Origin of the sequence: Burkholderia sp. MSMB1498 (genome assembly GCF_001526245.1) — a bacterium.
Classification (GTDB): Bacteria; Pseudomonadota; Gammaproteobacteria; order Burkholderiales; family Burkholderiaceae; genus Burkholderia; species Burkholderia savannae.
In genome coordinates this window covers 159,208-174,453 of sequence record NZ_LOYJ01000066.1, presented here as the reverse complement: position 1 = coordinate 174,453, position 15,246 = coordinate 159,208, and the positions used below count along the sequence as shown (strand labels likewise).

The 15,246-nt window shown below is 67.4% G+C and carries 18 protein-coding genes and 2 tRNA genes; 9 read left to right on the top strand and 11 right to left on the bottom strand.

Annotated elements, in window-relative coordinates; all coding sequences use genetic code 11:
• Positions 1-51: 51 nt before the first annotated feature.
• The 4 genes from WS91_RS13035 (at position 52) to WS91_RS13020 (ending at position 4,369) form a co-directional block, all read left to right on the top strand.
• Entirely contained in the window at positions 52-528 is a 477-nt protein-coding gene (locus WS91_RS13035; protein WP_038743129.1) for a winged helix-turn-helix transcriptional regulator, read from the top strand.
• A gap of 746 nt (positions 529-1,274) precedes the next feature.
• A complete protein-coding gene (locus WS91_RS13030) occupies positions 1,275-2,582 on the top strand; it encodes a dicarboxylate/amino acid:cation symporter (RefSeq protein WP_038743131.1) in 1,308 nt (435 codons plus the stop codon).
• 622 nt (positions 2,583-3,204) lie between these two features.
• Positions 3,205-4,224, top strand: coding sequence for a tRNA dihydrouridine(20/20a) synthase DusA (dusA, locus tag WS91_RS13025; protein WP_059670377.1), 1,020 nt, complete (start codon positions 3,205-3,207; stop codon positions 4,222-4,224).
• A gap of 69 nt (positions 4,225-4,293) precedes the next feature.
• A tRNA-His gene (locus WS91_RS13020) sits at positions 4,294-4,369 on the top strand.
• A gap of 5 nt (positions 4,370-4,374) precedes the next feature.
• Here WS91_RS13020 and WS91_RS36815 read toward each other — a convergent pair.
• The 7 genes from WS91_RS36815 to ssuD all read right to left on the bottom strand — a co-directional run bounded on the left by WS91_RS36815 (position 4,375) and on the right by ssuD (position 9,093).
• Positions 4,375-4,722 (bottom strand): hypothetical protein, encoded by a 348-nt coding sequence (locus tag WS91_RS36815; protein ID WP_145986773.1) that lies wholly within the window; start codon positions 4,720-4,722, stop codon positions 4,375-4,377.
• A gap of 432 nt (positions 4,723-5,154) precedes the next feature.
• Positions 5,155-5,409: a hypothetical protein gene (locus WS91_RS13015; RefSeq protein ID WP_038743163.1), complete on the bottom strand. Its 255-nt coding sequence runs from the start codon at positions 5,407-5,409 to the stop codon at positions 5,155-5,157.
• 76 nt (positions 5,410-5,485) lie between these two features.
• A complete protein-coding gene (locus tag WS91_RS13010; RefSeq protein ID WP_038743165.1) occupies positions 5,486-5,683 on the bottom strand; it encodes a hypothetical protein in 198 nt (65 codons plus the stop codon).
• Between the two features lie 132 nt (positions 5,684-5,815).
• A complete protein-coding gene (locus WS91_RS13005) occupies positions 5,816-6,031 on the bottom strand; it encodes a TOBE domain-containing protein (protein WP_006026606.1) in 216 nt (71 codons plus the stop codon).
• An 85-nt stretch (positions 6,032-6,116) separates the two neighbouring features.
• A complete protein-coding gene (locus WS91_RS13000) occupies positions 6,117-7,103 on the bottom strand; it encodes an ATP-binding cassette domain-containing protein (RefSeq protein ID WP_038743167.1) in 987 nt (328 codons plus the stop codon).
• Positions 7,100-7,918, bottom strand: coding sequence for an aliphatic sulfonate ABC transporter permease SsuC (ssuC, locus tag WS91_RS12995; RefSeq protein WP_038743168.1), 819 nt, complete (start codon positions 7,916-7,918; stop codon positions 7,100-7,102). The genes WS91_RS13000 and ssuC overlap by 4 nt, the downstream gene beginning before the upstream one ends.
• Before the next feature lie 17 nt (positions 7,919-7,935).
• A complete protein-coding gene (gene ssuD / locus WS91_RS12990) occupies positions 7,936-9,093 on the bottom strand; it encodes an FMNH2-dependent alkanesulfonate monooxygenase (RefSeq protein WP_059645141.1) in 1,158 nt (385 codons plus the stop codon).
• Between the two features lie 318 nt (positions 9,094-9,411).
• Here ssuD and WS91_RS12985 point away from each other — a divergent pair, with 318 nt between their 5' ends.
• Positions 9,412-9,840 carry a hypothetical protein gene (locus WS91_RS12985; RefSeq protein ID WP_059645209.1) on the top strand — a complete coding sequence of 143 codons (429 nt, stop codon included), beginning with the start codon at positions 9,412-9,414 and terminating at the stop codon, positions 9,838-9,840.
• A 462-nt stretch (positions 9,841-10,302) separates the two neighbouring features.
• Here WS91_RS12985 and WS91_RS12980 read toward each other — a convergent pair whose 3' ends face one another.
• From WS91_RS12980 to WS91_RS12970, 3 genes are read right to left on the bottom strand one after another with little or no spacing between them, the layout of a single operon-like run.
• Complete coding sequence (locus tag WS91_RS12980; RefSeq protein ID WP_038743172.1) at positions 10,303-11,445, bottom strand: enoyl-CoA hydratase/isomerase family protein; 1,143 nt, start codon at positions 11,443-11,445, stop codon at positions 10,303-10,305.
• 28 nt (positions 11,446-11,473) lie between these two features.
• Positions 11,474-11,806 (bottom strand): DMT family transporter, encoded by a 333-nt coding sequence (locus tag WS91_RS12975; RefSeq protein ID WP_063889416.1) that lies wholly within the window; start codon positions 11,804-11,806, stop codon positions 11,474-11,476.
• A gap of 10 nt (positions 11,807-11,816) precedes the next feature.
• Positions 11,817-12,314: a heme-degrading domain-containing protein gene (locus tag WS91_RS12970; protein ID WP_038743176.1), complete on the bottom strand. Its 498-nt coding sequence runs from the start codon at positions 12,312-12,314 to the stop codon at positions 11,817-11,819.
• A 244-nt stretch (positions 12,315-12,558) separates the two neighbouring features.
• On the opposite strand from WS91_RS12970, the gene WS91_RS12965 reads away from it, so the two are divergent.
• A tRNA-Met gene (locus WS91_RS12965) sits at positions 12,559-12,635 on the top strand.
• Between the two features lie 85 nt (positions 12,636-12,720).
• Here WS91_RS12965 and WS91_RS36810 read toward each other — a convergent pair.
• Positions 12,721-13,062, bottom strand: a complete 342-nt coding sequence (locus WS91_RS36810; RefSeq protein ID WP_186448592.1) for a hypothetical protein — start codon at positions 13,060-13,062, stop codon at positions 12,721-12,723.
• Here WS91_RS36810 and WS91_RS12955 point away from each other — a divergent pair.
• From WS91_RS12955 to WS91_RS12945, 3 genes are read left to right on the top strand one after another with little or no spacing between them, the layout of a single operon-like run.
• On the top strand, positions 12,979-13,524 hold the full coding sequence (locus tag WS91_RS12955; RefSeq protein WP_038743180.1) for an NUDIX hydrolase: 546 nt from the start codon (positions 12,979-12,981) through the stop codon (positions 13,522-13,524). The two genes, WS91_RS36810 and WS91_RS12955, sit on opposite strands and share 84 nt — an antisense overlap.
• A gap of 8 nt (positions 13,525-13,532) precedes the next feature.
• Positions 13,533-14,300 (top strand): leucyl/phenylalanyl-tRNA--protein transferase, encoded by a 768-nt coding sequence (gene aat, locus WS91_RS12950; RefSeq protein ID WP_059670376.1) that lies wholly within the window; start codon positions 13,533-13,535, stop codon positions 14,298-14,300.
• 33 nt (positions 14,301-14,333) lie between these two features.
• The gene (locus tag WS91_RS12945) at positions 14,334-15,164 is read left to right on the top strand and encodes an arginyltransferase (protein WP_059670375.1); all 831 of its coding nucleotides are present in this window, start codon (positions 14,334-14,336) and stop codon (positions 15,162-15,164) included.
• Positions 15,165-15,246: the final 82 nt, after the last annotated feature.

Here is a 15,246-nt window from a genome sequence, read left to right as displayed (position 1 = left end):
GCGTGCGTTCTATAATCGAACGCACTTTCCCTGCCTATACGGAATCCGATCATGAAATGGGACGACGTCGGCTCGATGCCGTGTTCGGTCGCGCGCACGCTTGCCGTGCTCGGCGACCGCTGGACGATGCTGATCCTGCGCAACGCGTTTCTCGGCCATCGCCGCTTCGAGGCGTTCCAGACGCAGTTGGGACTCACGCGCCACGTGCTCGCCGAGCGGCTCGCACGGCTCGTCGACGAAGGCATCTTCGCGAAGTGCGCATATCAGGACAGGCCGCCGCGCTTCGAATATCGGCTGTCGCAGAAAGGCCTCGATCTCTATCCGGTGCTGCTCGCGCTCACCGCGTGGGGAGACCGCTGGAAGGACGACGGCAACGGCCCCCCCGTCGTGCTGCGGCACCGCAAATGCGGGCACGTGATGCAGCCGGTGATGGTGTGCTCCGAATGCGGCGAGCCGATCGATCCGCGGGAAGTCGAGCCGCTGCCGGGGCCGGGCTGGATCGCGCGGCAAACGGACGAAGTCGAGTGACGGCGGGCGGCGGACGGACGCCGCTGCGTCGACGATGATGTCGCCTGTCGCCTGTCGCTTGCGTGAGCGAAAGCGAGCGCGTGCGATGCGCTCGACGCGCATGCGCACGCTTCGCGACGCGGAACGTGCGCGAAGCGCGCCTGCCCGGGACCGCGCAAACTGGAACAGCAGATAGGCGGCGATCGACCAGACGACGCGCGCGATGTGCGTCAATTGCAGGCCTTCCTGCCGTATCCAGTAGCCGCACCACAGCCCGCCGAGCGAACCGGTTCGTCACGGAGCGCGCACGCACACGCCGGCCACGATTTCAGGCACGCCCTGCGCACCGAAACGACGGGACGCGACACGCATGGAAACGTCGCCGCGCACACGCAAACGAGCATTTGCCACCGATGCCGCTTCGTCCAAGCCGCGTTTCGGCCCAACCGCGACCGCCAACCGCCCAAACAAGCCCCCTGCATCGCCGCCGCCGCGCCGCACCGCGCGCCCGTCGAAGCAGCCGCGCCGCCCGCGCGACAAGCGAAACCCCGAGCAAACTCTTTCGCTTTTGAAAGCAATCCGGGCGATTGAGGTAACATATCGCCTCTTGCACACAGCGACCGCTTCCTGCCGAGCGCGTCCCGCAAGAATTGCCTGGTGCGTGCCGTACCGGAAGGCGCGCGAACAGCTCAGATTCCAAGTCCACTGATTGCACGCCGGCGGCGGCGCCGTCATTTGCAACATCCGCCGTGCAATTTGGATTCCTCATGAAGAATAGACGCAACATCACCTCGTACATCGTGATTGCGATGATCCTCGGCATCGCCGTCGGCTATGGCTGCCATAGCGCGTTTCCGGACCCGCTGATCGCGAAGGAAATCGCCGGTTACGTCTCGCTGCTGTCCGACGTGTTCCTGCGTCTCATCAAGATGATCATCGCACCGCTCGTGTTCGCGACGCTGACGGTCGGCATCGCGCACATGGGCGACACGGGAGCGGTCGGCCGGGTCGGCGTGAAGGCGCTGGGCTGGTTCGTCATCGCGTCGTTCACGTCGCTGCTGCTCGGCCTCATGGCCGCGACGATCCTGCAGCCCGGCAGCCATCTGAGCCTGCCGCTGCCCGCCACCGATGCCGCCGTCAACCTGAAAACGAACTCGTTCACGCTGAAGGATTTCGTGATCCACCTGGTGCCGAAATCGATCGCCGAGGCGATGGCGAACAACGAGATCCTGCAGATCGTCGTGTTCTCGATCTTCTTCGGCACCGCGCTGTCCGCGCTCGGCGACACCGGCAAGCGCCTGACCGGCGTGATCGAGGATCTCGCGCAGGTCATGCTGAAGGTCACGGGCGCGGTGATGTGGTTTGCGCCCGTCGCGGTGTTCGCAGCGCTCGCGTCGACGATCACGACGGAAGGACTCGGCATCCTGCTCACGTTCGCGAAGTTCATGGGCAGCTTCTACATCGCGCTCGCGCTGTTGTGGGGCGTGCTCACGCTCGCGGGCATCGTGTTCCTCGGCAAGCGCACGTTCACGCTGATCCGCCTGATCCGCGAGCCGTTCCTGCTGTCGTTCGCGACCGCGAGCTCGGAAGCCGCGTATCCGAAACTGCTCGACGCGCTCGACCGCTTCGGCGTGAACCGCAAGATCTCGAGCTTCGTGCTGCCGATCGGCTATTCGTTCAACCTCGACGGCTCGATGATGTACTGCACGTTCGCGGTGCTGTTCATCGCGCAGGTGTACGGCGTCCATCTGCCGCTCGGCACGCAGATCACGATGCTGCTTCTGCTGATGCTGACGTCGAAGGGCATGGCGGGCGTGCCGCGCGCGTCGCTCGTCGTGATCGCGGCGACGCTCAACCAGTTCCACCTGCCCGAAGCGGGGCTGCTGCTGATCATGGGCGTCGACATGTTCCTCGACATGGGCCGCTCCGCGACCAACGCGGTCGGCAATTCGATCGCGGCCGCCGTGGTCGCGAAGTGGGAAGGCCAGCTCGGCGACCCGCGCGACGACGCCGACTCCGGCTCGGATGGCGGCATGGCGTCGAGCGAGCCGCCGCGAATCACGGAGCGCGTATAGCGGTGGCCGCTTGCGCGGGCCGGCCCGGCGTCGCCAGGCCGGCCGTCCGTGCAATGCGACGCTCCCGGGCGGCGGCCCGGCGAGCCAATGCGGCGGCACCGCCGCAAGCTCGCCAGGTTCGCGCCGATCACCGTTGGCCGCCCTGAAAACGCGCGTCACGGCTTCAGATCCACGGGATCGCGATCGGCGCAGGCGCAGGAACCGTTGCCCCCGCCCACGTAGCCGAATGCGGCAAACGCAGCATCGGCACACTTCCGCATCTCATTCGGCGACGACGCATAGCGGCCCTTTGCCGTCTCGTCGCGCCGACGTCCAATGCGGACAGCCGCCCTTGCTCGCAGCGCGCCGGCTTGCCGCGGCATCGCGGGCGAGCAGCGCGTCCGCCGAGCCACGCATCGCAGCGTCTTGCGAATTGCTCCGGAAACGAAAAGCCAGACGTGCGCGAGGAACGAGTGAAGACTCGTCTCGCCGCAAGCGGCGTTCATATGCGCACCCACATGCGCGCTCCGCCGGCACATTAGCCGCGGATGGAGGACGCGCCACACGGCACGCCAGCTCGTCGGCCGCATTGAAGTAAAATACCGGGTTGTTCACGCGCCGCCGCGCCATTTCCGTCCCGCCTATGTCCGCCTCGCCTGCCCTCAGCCCACGCCGGGTGTCCGTCGCCCCGATGATGGACTGGACCGATCGCCATTGCCGTTCGTTTCACCGAACGATCTCGCGCCACACGTGGCTCTACACGGAAATGGTGACGACGGGCGCGCTGATCCACGGCGACGTCGCGCGCCATCTCGCATTCACGCCCGACGAAGCGCCCGTCGCGCTGCAACTGGGCGGCAGCGAGCCCGCCGACCTCGCGCATTCCGCGAAGCTCGGCGAACGCTGGGGCTACGACGAAATCAACCTGAATTGCGGCTGCCCGTCCGAGCGCGTGCAGCGCGGCGCATTCGGCGCGTGCCTGATGAACGAGCCGCAACTCGTCGCGGATTGCGTGAAGGCGATGCGCGATGCAGTGTCGATCCCCGTGACGGTCAAGCACCGGATCGGCGTCGACGCAATCGACGACTATGCGTTCGTGCGCGACTTCGTCGGCACGGTTGCCGCGGCCGGCTGCGGCGTATTCGTCGTGCACGCGCGCAACGCGATCCTGAAGGGCTTGTCGCCGAAGGAAAACCGCGAGATTCCGCCGCTCAAGTACGACTATGCGTATCGACTGAAGCGCGACTTTCCTCAGCTCGAGATCGTCATCAACGGCGGCATCACGACGTTCGACGAAGTCGAGCGGCATCTGCAGCAAGTCGACGGCGTGATGCTCGGCCGCGAGGCTTATCACAATCCGTACGTGCTCGCCGATGTCGACGCACGCTTCTATGGCGCGACAGCGCCGGCGCCGACGCGCGAAGCAATCGAGGCGAAGCTCGTCGAATACTGCGCGGCCGAGCTCGCGCGCGGCACGTATCTCGGCGCGATCGTCCGGCATGCGCTCGGCCTGTATCGCGGCGTCGCGGGCGCGCGCGGCTGGCGCCGCGTGCTGTCGGACAACAAGCGCCTCGCACGCGGCGATCTGTCGATCTTCGACGAAGCGCGCGCGCACCTTGCAAGCCCGGAAGAATTTTTTGAAAAAAGGGCTTTGCAAAGTTAAACAGCGTTTGTATAATCTCGCTTCTTCGTTGATGCCGCCGCTGCGGCGAATTAGCGGAGAAAAATAGTGGTGGCTGTAGCTCAGTTGGTAGAGTCCAGGATTGTGATTCCTGTCGTCGTGGGTTCGAGTCCCATCAGCCACCCCAGAGTTTCAAAGCAAAACAGGCGCTTCGGCGCCTGTTTTGCTTTCTGCGGCCAGATAACGTCGGAGCGACGCCGCGGATTCGCTTTCCCGGGGATTCGCTTTCTTCACGCAGCCGTGTTCGCCGCTTTCGCCTTGCGCACTCCCTCTTTCGCCTGCATCCCGACGAATGTGCGTTGCCGCCCTCTCGCCAAGAACATGACGCCATAGTCGCCGGCTTGCCGGCAATCGAACCTCGATCATGATCGCAAAGGCGTGAACCTTCCGAAGTCGCCCGGATGTCGCGTCGGCCTCAATGCACGCATCGCGTGCGAAGCATCGAATCACCTTCATCGCGGGCGACTCGTCGCGCATCATTCGCGCGCCGCCCTCTCATCGATCGAATCTCCGGAAATCCGACGCGCAAGACTCCGACGCTCAAAACGCGAAAGCCCCAACCGCATTACGCAGCCGGGGCCTTCTTTTGCATCAGATCCTTTGGCACGAGGAGAAGATGCCCTTGCAGTATATTCGACGCGCGCCGGGCGGCATGCCGATTCTTTGTGAATATTTGTATCGCCAGTTAAGCACTCTCGTGAAAACCGGTTCGATCGCGCGGATCGATCCGATTCCCGCCTGCGGCGCGCCGCATCCCGCCACCACGGCGCGAACGACGCGCGTCCCGCCCCCGACGCTCCGCCCGAATCGGATCACGCCACGCGCTCACGCCCGCACGATCCGCGGACCGATCGCGCCGCCACGACCGCCGCACGGCCGTCACACGACCATCAAGACCCAAGCCGAATCCCGTCAGACGACGCCCGCGCCCAGCAACTCCCGGTCGACCGCCGATCGCGCGACGGCGAGCGTCTGCTCGATCACCCTGCGCTCGCTGAGCAGCAGCCCGTCGATATGCACGAGCCGCCAGTCGATCATCACCGTGCCGCCCTGCAGCACCCGGTAATGCGCCTTCTCGCCCGCCCACACCTGCTCGGTCTTCACTTCGATCTCGTAGCCCTTGTAGGACTCGCCGAAGTCGCCGATGTCATTGCCTTTCGGTTCCATTTCGCCGCCTCCCGAACCCGGACGGTTCGTGCGCCTGCGTCGTCGCGGGCAAGTCCTGCGGCGCGCGCCGCCTCCGTCAATCGTACGCTTCAGACAGGTAAGCCTTGCCGTCGTCGGTGATGTCGGCCCGGTCCGGGCCGCTCTGATAGACGAAGCCGTCGTTCAGAAGCTCTTCGAGCGCCAGCCGGAAACCCGCCGGCAGCGGCCGGCCGGAGCCGAACTGGTCGATCCATTTCAGCGCTTCGATCGCTTCTGGACTCAGGGTAGGAAACATGGCCCGCCTCCGCCGTCGGTTTCGTTCCATCCTAGCACTTTCGCACATGCCGGGAAAAACGACGCAAGCGGCGCTGGGCCGGCGCGAGAAGCCGCCTCGCGCCGGTCGGGCGTAGCCGAGGCGGCCGCCCGCTCAGAGGCGGGCGATCGATACTTCAGTCGACTTGACGAGCGCCACCACCTCGGTGCCCACCTTCAGCTCGAGTTCGTCGATCGAGCGCGTCGTGATGACCGACGTGACGATGCCGAACGGCGTGTCGACGTCGACTTCGGACACGACGGGCCCGCGGATGATCTCCTTCACCTTGCCTCGGAATTGATTTCGTACGTTGATTGCCGTGATGCTCATCGAGTATTCGCTCCGAATGGTTCGTCTGATTGATCGATGCGACCGGTTCGATCGCGCAGGCGGCGGCGCGAGCGCCGCGCGCCCGTCATACCGCCCAGCGCAATCCGCCCGCGGCGGCCGCGCGGCCGCGCACGCCGTCCGCAAGCGCGGCGGCCGGCGCCGTATTGGCCGCGTCCGCGCCCGTCAGCACGCGTTGCAGCACGCGCTCCTCGAGTGCGGCGAACGTCGCCGACGCGCGTGCGCGCGGCCGCTCGAGCGGCACCGGCTGATCGAACGCGACCCTGCCCGCCTCGATGAGCAGAATCCGGTCGCCGAGCGCAACCGCCTCCTGAACGTCATGCGTGACGAGCAGCGCGGTAAATCGATGTTCGCGCCAGAGGCGCTCGATCAGCGCATGCATCTCGATGCGCGTGAGCGCATCGAGCGCGCCGAGCGGCTCGTCGAGCAGCAGCAGTTGCGGACGGTGAACGAGCGCCCGCGCGAGCGCGACGCGCTGCCGCTGGCCGCCCGACAGTTGCGCGGGCCAGTCGTTCGCGCGCGCGAGCAGCCCGACTTCGTCGAGCACGGCGCGCGCATCGTCCCTCGCGCGCCGCCCGAGACCGAGCATCACGTTCTGCAGCACGGTCTTCCACGGCAGCAGGCGCGCATCCTGATACATGATTCGCGTATCGAGCGCGCCGCCGCCTTCGCCATGCTTGACGAGCGTGCCGGCGCTCGGCGTCTCGAGCTCCGCGACGAGCCGCAGCAGCGTCGATTTCCCGCAGCCGCTGCGGCCGACGATCGCGACGAAGCTGCCGCGCTCGATCGACAGGTCGACGTCGGCGAGCACGGTCCGCTCGCCGTAGCGCTTGCTCACGCGTTGCAGGCGCACCGATGCGTCCGCGGCGCCGTCGCGCGGCGCACGGCGAAATTCGCCGCCCGACGCGAACGGCAGCACGTGCGCGCCGCCGTCGCGCTCCAGCACCGCGGCGTCCTGCGCGTCGCCGTCCGTGGTGCGCGGCTGCGCGAGCTCGGCCTCGAGATCCGCGCCCGCGATCGGGCCATACGTGGCGGCCAGCGTGGTTCCGTTCATGCCTGGGCTCCCGGTTGATACGCGGGGTGCCAGCGCAGCGTCGCGCGCTCGAGCCATTTCGCGAGCACGTCGGCAAGCTTGCCGAGCACCGCGTACAGCAGGATGCCGACCACCACCACGTCGGTTTGCAAGAATTCGCGCGCATTCATCGTCATGTAGCCGATGCCCGATTGCGCGGAGATCGTCTCGGCGACGATCAGCATCACCCACATCAGCCCGAGCGCGAATCGCACGCCGACGAGAATCGACGGCAGCGCGCCCGGCAGGATCACGTCGCGATAGAGCGCGAAGCCCTTCACGCCGTAGCTCCTCGCCATCTCGACGAGGCCCGCGTCGACCGAGCGGATTCCGTGATACGTGTTGATGTAGACCGGGAAGAACACGCCGAGCGCGACGAGGAAGAGCTTCGCCTTCTCGTCGATGCCGAACCACAGGATCACGAGCGGAATCATCGCGAGCGCGGGGATGTTGCGGATCATCTGGATCGTCGAGTCGAGCGCGACTTCGGCCGCCTTCGAGAGCCCGGTCGCGAGGCCGAGCGCGAGCCCGACGCCGCCGCCGATCACGAAGCCGACGAGCGCGCGCCACGTGCTGACTTTCACGTTCGCCCACATGTCGCCCGATTCGACGAGCGCCCACGCGGCGCGCACGACGGCGAACGGCTCGGGCAGCACGCGACTCGACAGCGCGCCCGAGCGCGCGGCGAATTCCCACGCGAGCACGAGCGCGAGCGGCACGAGCCACGGCGCGATCGCGCGCGCGGCTTGCCCGGCGCGGCGCACGGCGAAGCTCGGGCTTGAATGCGTCGTTGCCATGTCGATGCCCTCCCCGCTCAGCTCTGGCTCGCCTTCGGCAGATACTGATTGCCGACGACTTCGCCGAACGGCCCCGACAGCGGCCCCGTGCGACGCGCGCCGCCGCCGCCCTTGACAAGCGGGAACACGAGCTCGGCGAAGCGGTACGATTCCTCGAGATGCGGATAGCCGGACAGGATGAACGTCTCGATGCCGAGCGCCGCGTATTCGCGCATCCGCGCGGCGACTTGCTCGGGATTCCCGACGAGCGCCGTCCCCGCGCCGCCGCGCACGAGCCCGACGCCCGCCCACAGATTCGGATAGACCTCGAGCTCCTGGCGCGAACCGCGTTTGCCGCCGTGCAGCGCGGCCATCCGGCGCTGACCTTCGGAATCCATCTTCGAGAACGCCTGCTGCGCGCGCACGATCGTGTCGTCGTCGAGCCGGCTGATGAGGCGATCGGCGTCGCGCCACGCTTCCTCTTCGGTCTCGCGCACGATCACGTGCAGGCGGATTCCGAACTTGATCTGGCGGCCGCGCTCGGCCGCACGCGCGCGAATGTCGGCGATCTTCTTCTCGACCGCGGCGGGCGGCTCGCCCCAGGTCAGATAGGTATCGATGTGGTCGGCCGCGATCGCGTGCGCGGCGGGCGACGAGCCGCCGAACCACAGCGGCGGATGCGGATGCTGAACGGGCGGATACAGCAGCTTGCCGCCCTTCGCCTGCAGGTGCTCGCCGTCGAAATCGACGCTGCCGTTCTCGTGCGATTCGGCGAGCAGCTTGCGCCAGATGTGCAGGAAATCGTCGGTGATCGCGTAGCGCGTGTCGTGATCGGCGAAGAGGCCGTCGCCTTCGAGCTCGGCCGAATCGCCGCCCGTCACGACGTTGATCAGCAGGCGCCCGTCGGAGAGCCGGTCGAACGTCGACGCCATCCGCGCGGACAGCCCGGGCGACGACAACCCCGGCCGGATCGCGACCAGGAATTTCAGGCGCTTCGTCGCCGGAATGAGGCTCGACGCGACGACCCACGCATCCTCGCACGAGCGGCCCGTCGGCAGCAGCACGCCGTCATAGCCGAGCGTGTCGGCCGCGACGGCGACCTGCCGGAAGTAATCGTAATCCGCGGCGCGTGCGCCCTCGGCCGTGCCGAGATAGCGGCTGTCGCCGTGCGTGGGGATGAACCAAAACACATTCATGCGATGCTCCTGCCTGACTGATCGTGCGAAGAAGTGGGCGGCGGCGCGGCACTCGCGGATGAGTTGGGGAACGCATGCCGCGGCGAACCGCTCGGCTTGCGTGCGCTTTCGCGCGATGGGCGGCCCGGCCGTCTCTGGGGAACCAGTCTAGGGAGCGCGGTTTCGTATAGGAACGATTTTTTTGAGCTTAGGTTTTCCGCTTTCGTGCATAGCGTGCTGCTGCAGCGAATATGGGCGCACGGGCCCCTATAATGTTGCCCAAGTCCCTAACAACCCGGCGCGCGCCGCACGGCGCCGCGCCTTTACGTGACGCTCTCGATGCAGAAAGTGATCCTGCCGTTTCTGTCCGGCTTTCTCGCCGCGCTCTTCTTCCGTGAAGCGACGCTCGCGCTATTGCATACGGCCGGCCTCATCGACGCGACCGGCTTCTCGACCGCGCCGTTCGTCCCGCTCGGCATTCCTGAATTCGTCGCGAACGCGATCATGAGCGCGTGCTGGGCGATCCTGATGGCGTGGCTGCTGCGCGTGTCGCCCGAGCGCGCGGCGCCATGGGTGCCGTCGCTCATGTTCGGCGGCATCGTGCTCACCGCCGCGCGCGTGTTCGCGATCGATCCGCTGCGCGGCTTCTGGCCGGCCGGCAACATGCTGCCGCCCCTCGTCGTCGGCTTCGTCGCGAACGCCGTCTGGGGCTGGGGCGCGCTCGTGTTCATGCGAGCGTTCATGTCGGACAACGGCGACGACGCGTGAGCGCCGCCGATCGGGCGCGGCGTTCACCACCGCCGTCGCGCGCCGCGCTGACCGCGCGCGACGCGAAGATCGTCCATCGTTCGACGGACGATCGCGCCGATACCTGAATGGATGGCGGATGGCCGCGGTCGCCGACGGATCGACGTTTCCGCGTCGCGGCGGTCGAAAAAATTTTCGGCGCGTCGGCCGGGGAGCCTTCGGCGAATCGGTTGAATTGTCTTCGACGAGGCGATCGTTCGGATCGATCGTGACGCGCTCGTCGAGCGCCGATCGAATGACCCGCGCCGCGTCGTGCAGCATCGGGCGCGCCGCGCTATGCGCGCGCGGCCCCGTGCATGGCGCGCCCGGAAGCGCGCGGAAACCGCGGAGCGTGCTCGTCGGCGGTCGAGGCCGACGGCCTCCTCGCTTCCTCGCCTTCGCATGCGTCGCCGCGCACCACGCAACCCGCGCAACGCCCCGCCGTCAGTCGCGCAAACCTCTGAGCGGATGCTCGTCCGCGCGCCACGGGCTCTCGAACATCCTCGCGACCACCTCCGCCGTCACGTCCGAGATCGTCGGATAACGCCACTTCGGCGCGTGATCCTTGTCGACGATCACCGCGCGCACGCCTTCGATCACGTCGCCGCGCGCGAACGTCGAACGCGTCAGGTCGAGATCGCGCCGCAGGCAATCCGCCATCGTCGCGCCGCGCGCGCGCTCGACGACTTCCAGCGACACCGCCATCGACAGCGGCGACAGCGCGCCGCCGCGCATCGCATCGCGCGCCTTGTCGAGCCACGCGCTGCGCACCGAAGCGTCGCGCTCGGCGTCGAGGGACGCGGCGATCGCGGCGACGTCGGCCCGCGCGAAATGCCTGTCGATCGACGCGCGCGCGGCCGCGAGCGTCGACGCGTCGGGCGCGGGCGCCGGCGCGTGCCGCGCCGCTTCGGCCGCGACGCGCGCCGTCACCGCCGCGCCGTCGTCGAAGCGCTCGGTGCGCAGCGCGTCGATGAGCGCCGGCAGCGCCGCATCCGGCAGATACGCGTCGGCAAGCTGCGCATACAGCGCGCTCGCCGCGTCGAGCGTCGCGCCCGTGACGGCGAGATAGCGGCCGAGCGCGCCCGGCGTGCGCGCGAGAAACCAGCTCATGCCGACGTCGGGAAAGAGCCCGATGCGCGTCTCCGGCATCGCCATCTTCGTCGAGTCCGTGACGACGCGCAGCCCGCCGGTGTGCTTCGCCGCCTGCGAGATGCCCATCCCGCCGCCCATCACGACGCCGTGCATCAGCGCGATGTACGGCTTCGGATAGGTGAAGATCGCGTGGTTCAGCGAATACTCTTCGATGAAGAACGTGTCGATCGACGCCTGATCGCCGCGCCGGTGCGCATCGTGGAAGAAGCGCACGTCGCCGCCCGCGCAGAACGCGCGCGGATGCGGGCTGTGGATCACGACCGCGAGCACGCCGGGATCGTCGCGCCACGCGTCGAGCGCGCGGTGCAGCGCGCGGATCATGCCGGTCGACAGCGCATTGAGCGCTTGCGGACGGTTCAGTTCGAGAAAGCCGATGCGGTTCGCGACGTGCGCGCGGACGTCAGCCTCGGGCGAATCGGTAAGGGAAGCGTTCATGACGATGGGAAGTGGGCGGGCGCGGCCGTCAATGCGCCTGCATTTTCGAAAAGAGATTGAGCACCACCACGCCCGAGACGATGAGCGCGAGCCCGACCACCGCCGGCCAGTCCGGCACCTGCCGATACAGCACGACGGCGACGAGCGTGATGAGCACGATGCCCGCACCCGACCAGATCGCATACACGACGCCCACCGGCATGCTCTTGAGCGTCAGCGACAGGCAATAGAACGCGGTGCCGTAACCCGCGGCGACGATGAGCGTCGGCCAGAGCCGCGTGAAACCTTCGGCCGCGCGCAGCGCCGACGTGCCGATCACCTCGGCGACGATCGCGATCGCGAGCCATGCATAGCTGGGCAGTTGCATCGCGTCAGCTCCTCACGAGCGCCAGCGTTTCGTACGCGTGGCCGAGCTGCGCGCACAGCGCTTCGACGACGAGCTCGTGATCGCCCCGCTGCGGCAGCCCCGACACCGTCACCGAGCCGATCACGCCCGCCCCGGCCACCGCGAGCGGAAACGCGCCGCCGTGCGACGCGTATTCGGACGCGGACAGCCCGTGCTTGTCGGCGAGCGTCGCACCGGCCTGCTGCATCCGCAGGCCGACCGCATACGAGCTGCGCCGGAAATGCGCGACGACATTGCCTTTGCGGCGCGCCCAATCGACGTTGTCAGGCGTCGCGCCGTCGAGCAACGCGAAGAAGAGCGGCTGCCCGAACGTGCGCACGTCGATCGCGACGGCATGGCCGCGCGCGAGCGCGAGCTCGCGCAGCTGCGAGCCGAGCGCCCATGCGCGCGCGGCGTCGAACTGCGGGAACACGAGGGTCTTTTCCTGTACGGCGATCGACTGCAGATCGAGAGCGATGTCCATGACGCGTGTGTGCGAACGATAGCGAAAATGCGAGAAGGAAATGCCGCGCCGCCTCGGGCGGCCGGCGCGCTGCGCGGCCCGTGCGGTGCGGCCGGCGAAACAGTCCGGCGAAACAGTCCGGCGAAACGCTCCGATTCTAGCGCAGCGCCGCTTCCGAGCCGTTCGGGCGCGGCGGCGAACGGAAATCGTCAGGAAGGTGTTGCATTTCTCCGGGTATCTCCTTATAATTTCATCTTTCGACGGACGCGGGGTGGAGCAGTCTGGCAGCTCGTCGGGCTCATAACCCGAAGGTCGTAGGTTCAAATCCTACCCCCGCAACCAAGCCAGGTTTTTCGCAAGCGGCGCCGAGCGCGCGGTCATGCGAAAACGGACGAATCCACGTCGAAACCGATCAGAAAGCCCGCCCTCAACGGTGGGCTTTTTGCTTTTCGGGCGCCTGCTCGATTGCGTCGCCGATCTGCATCCGAACGCCATCGCGCGCAGCCGGCGCGACACGCGCCGAACGAAAGCGCAACGCGCGAGCGCGGGCAACCGCGATCGCGCGAAAAGCCTGTCGCGAACGCGCCGCCGCGCACGCGCCGTTCGGCACGGCGCTCCACGGCGAGCGTTCGAGAATGCCCCCGCCCGGTGATACACTCGCATCACCATTTCCCATCCCCTTCCTATGAAATTCTGTTCCGTTTGCGGTCACGAAGTCATTGCGCGCATCCCGCCGGGAGACAATCGCGAGCGCTTTGTCTGCGACCATTGCGGCACGATCCACTATCAGAACCCGCGCAACGTCGTGGGCACGATTCCCGTGTGGGGCGAGCAGGTGCTGCTGTGCCGGCGCGCGATCGAGCCGCGCTACGGCTTCTGGACGCTGCCCGCGGGCTTCATGGAGATGGGCGAGACGACGGCCGAGGCCGCGGCGCGCGAAACGCTCGAGGAAGCGGGCGCGCGCGTCGAGGTGCAGAATCTCTTCACGCTGCTGAACGTGCCGCACGTCCATCAGGTGCATCTCTTCTATCTGGCGCGCCTCGTCGATCCGTCTTTCGAGGCGGGCGAGGAAAGCCTCGAAGTGCGGCTCTTCGACGAAGCGGACATTCCGTGGGACGACATCGCGTTCCCGACCGTCAGCCAGACGCTGCGGTTCTTCTTCGCCGACCGCGAGGCGGGCGACTACGGCGTCCACACGGGCGACATCTTCCGCTCGCTGCGCAACGGCTAGGCGCGCGCATGGTTCCCTGGCTCGGCCCCGACGATCCGTTTCCGAGCGTCGAGCGCGCGCTCGGCGCGGCGAGCGGCGCGCCCGGCCTCCTCGCCGCGAGCGCCGACCTGCTGCCGTCGCGCCTCATCGACGCGTACCGGCGCGGCATCTTCCCGTGGTATTCGGACGGCCAGCCGGTGCTCTGGTGGAGCCCCGATCCGCGGATGATCCTCGCGCCCACCGAATTCAAGATTTCCGCGACGTTCAGAAAGACGCTCAAGCGCGTGCTGCGCGAGCCGCGCTGGGAGATTCGCGTCGACAGCGACTTCGCCGGCGTGATGCGCGCGTGCGCGCAGGCGCCTCGGCCCGGACAGCGCGGTACGTGGATCACCGCGGAGATCGTCGACGCGTATTCGTCGCTGCACCACGCGGGCGACGCGCACAGCATCGAAACCTGGCTCGACGGCCGCCGCGTGGGCGGCCTTTACGGCGTGTCGTTCGGCCGGATGTTCTTCGGCGAATCGATGTACGCGGACGTGAGCGACGCGTCGAAAATCGCGCTCGCGGCGCTCGTCGCGCACCTGCGCGAGCACAGGGTAGAAATGATAGACTGCCAGCAGAACACGTCGCATCTGGCGTCGCTCGGCGGCCGGGAAATCGCGCGCAAGGCGTTCGTCGCCCACGTGCGCCGCGCCGTCGGCGAAGCGCCGATACCATGGCGGTTCGACAAGACCGTCGTCGCCGGGCTGCTCGGCCATGCCGCTTCGGCGACGGCAGCGGATGCATTCGATCGTTAGCGCGGCAAAACATCAATACATCGAGAGCTGCCCATGACTCATCCCACTGAGCTGCCGCTTTCACCGCTTTCGGCGTTGCAATTCTATGCGACGGCCCCCTACCCGTGCAGTTATCTGGACGGGCGCATCGCGCGCTCGCAAGTCGCGACGCCCAGTCATCTGATCAATTCGGACATCTACACCGAGCTCGTCAAGGCAGGCTTTCGCCGCTCCGGCGTGTTCACGTACCGCCCCTACTGCGACGGCTGCCGCGCGTGCGTGCCGGTGCGCGTGCCCGTCGACGCGTTCAAGGCGAGCCGCACGCAGCGGCGCGCATGGAAGCGTCATCGCGCGCTCGTCGCGACGGTGTCGCCGCTCCATTACGACGAAGAGCATTACGCGCTCTACATGCGCTATCAGTCGGCGCGCCACGCGGGCGGCGGCATGGATCGCGACAGCCGCGATCAATACGAGCAATTTCTGCTGCAGAGCCGGATCAACTCGCGGCTCGTCGAGTTCCGCGATCTCGATCCGACGCAGGACGGAGCGAGCGCGCTGCGCATGGTCAGCATGATCGACATCCTCGGCGACGGCCTGTCGTCCGTCTACACGTTCTTCGATCCCGACGAGCCGCACGCGAGCTACGGCACCTACAACATCCTCTGGCAGATCGAGCAGGCGAAGAGCCTGCGCCTGCCGTACGTCTATCTCGGCTACTGGATTCGCGAGAGCCCGAAGATGGCGTACAAGGCGAACTTCCATCCGCTCGAAGGGCTCGTCGACGGCCGCTGGAAAGTGCTCGATCCGACGCTCGTCGACCTGCCGCCCGTCGATGCCGCGTTCGCGCGCGCGCCGCTGCCGGGCGGCCATTCGGGCACGCGCTGACGGCGTGGCGCACGTGCGCCGCCGCCCGCCCTGCGAAGGCGCGCCGGCGCTTCTCGGCTAAAATACCGGGTTGTCAATTTTT

What these genes read in the sequence shown, in the direction of transcription:
- WS91_RS13035 (WP_038743129.1), top strand. Translation starts at nt 52, where the DNA reads ATGAAATGGGACGACGTCGGCTCGATGCCGTGTTCGGTCGCGCGCACG.
- WS91_RS13030 (WP_038743131.1), top strand. Translation starts at nt 1,275, where the DNA reads ATGAAGAATAGACGCAACATCACCTCGTACATCGTGATTGCGATGATC.
- dusA (WP_059670377.1), top strand. Translation starts at nt 3,205, where the DNA reads ATGTCCGCCTCGCCTGCCCTCAGCCCACGCCGGGTGTCCGTCGCCCCG.
- WS91_RS36815 (WP_145986773.1), bottom strand. Translation starts at nt 4,722, where the DNA reads ATGATGCGCGACGAGTCGCCCGCGATGAAGGTGATTCGATGCTTCGCA.
- WS91_RS13015 (WP_038743163.1), bottom strand. Translation starts at nt 5,409, where the DNA reads ATGGAACCGAAAGGCAATGACATCGGCGACTTCGGCGAGTCCTACAAG.
- WS91_RS13010 (WP_038743165.1), bottom strand. Translation starts at nt 5,683, where the DNA reads ATGTTTCCTACCCTGAGTCCAGAAGCGATCGAAGCGCTGAAATGGATC.
- WS91_RS13005 (WP_006026606.1), bottom strand. Translation starts at nt 6,031, where the DNA reads ATGAGCATCACGGCAATCAACGTACGAAATCAATTCCGAGGCAAGGTG.
- WS91_RS13000 (WP_038743167.1), bottom strand. Translation starts at nt 7,103, where the DNA reads ATGAACGGAACCACGCTGGCCGCCACGTATGGCCCGATCGCGGGCGCG.
- ssuC (WP_038743168.1), bottom strand. Translation starts at nt 7,918, where the DNA reads ATGGCAACGACGCATTCAAGCCCGAGCTTCGCCGTGCGCCGCGCCGGG.
- ssuD (WP_059645141.1), bottom strand. Translation starts at nt 9,093, where the DNA reads ATGAATGTGTTTTGGTTCATCCCCACGCACGGCGACAGCCGCTATCTC.
- WS91_RS12985 (WP_059645209.1), top strand. Translation starts at nt 9,412, where the DNA reads ATGCAGAAAGTGATCCTGCCGTTTCTGTCCGGCTTTCTCGCCGCGCTC.
- WS91_RS12980 (WP_038743172.1), bottom strand. Translation starts at nt 11,445, where the DNA reads ATGAACGCTTCCCTTACCGATTCGCCCGAGGCTGACGTCCGCGCGCAC.
- WS91_RS12970 (WP_038743176.1), bottom strand. Translation starts at nt 12,314, where the DNA reads ATGGACATCGCTCTCGATCTGCAGTCGATCGCCGTACAGGAAAAGACC.
- WS91_RS12955 (WP_038743180.1), top strand. Translation starts at nt 12,979, where the DNA reads ATGAAATTCTGTTCCGTTTGCGGTCACGAAGTCATTGCGCGCATCCCG.
- WS91_RS36810 (WP_186448592.1), bottom strand. Translation starts at nt 13,062, where the DNA reads ATGGTCGCAGACAAAGCGCTCGCGATTGTCTCCCGGCGGGATGCGCGC.
- aat (WP_059670376.1), top strand. Translation starts at nt 13,533, where the DNA reads ATGGTTCCCTGGCTCGGCCCCGACGATCCGTTTCCGAGCGTCGAGCGC.
- WS91_RS12945 (WP_059670375.1), top strand. Translation starts at nt 14,334, where the DNA reads ATGACTCATCCCACTGAGCTGCCGCTTTCACCGCTTTCGGCGTTGCAA.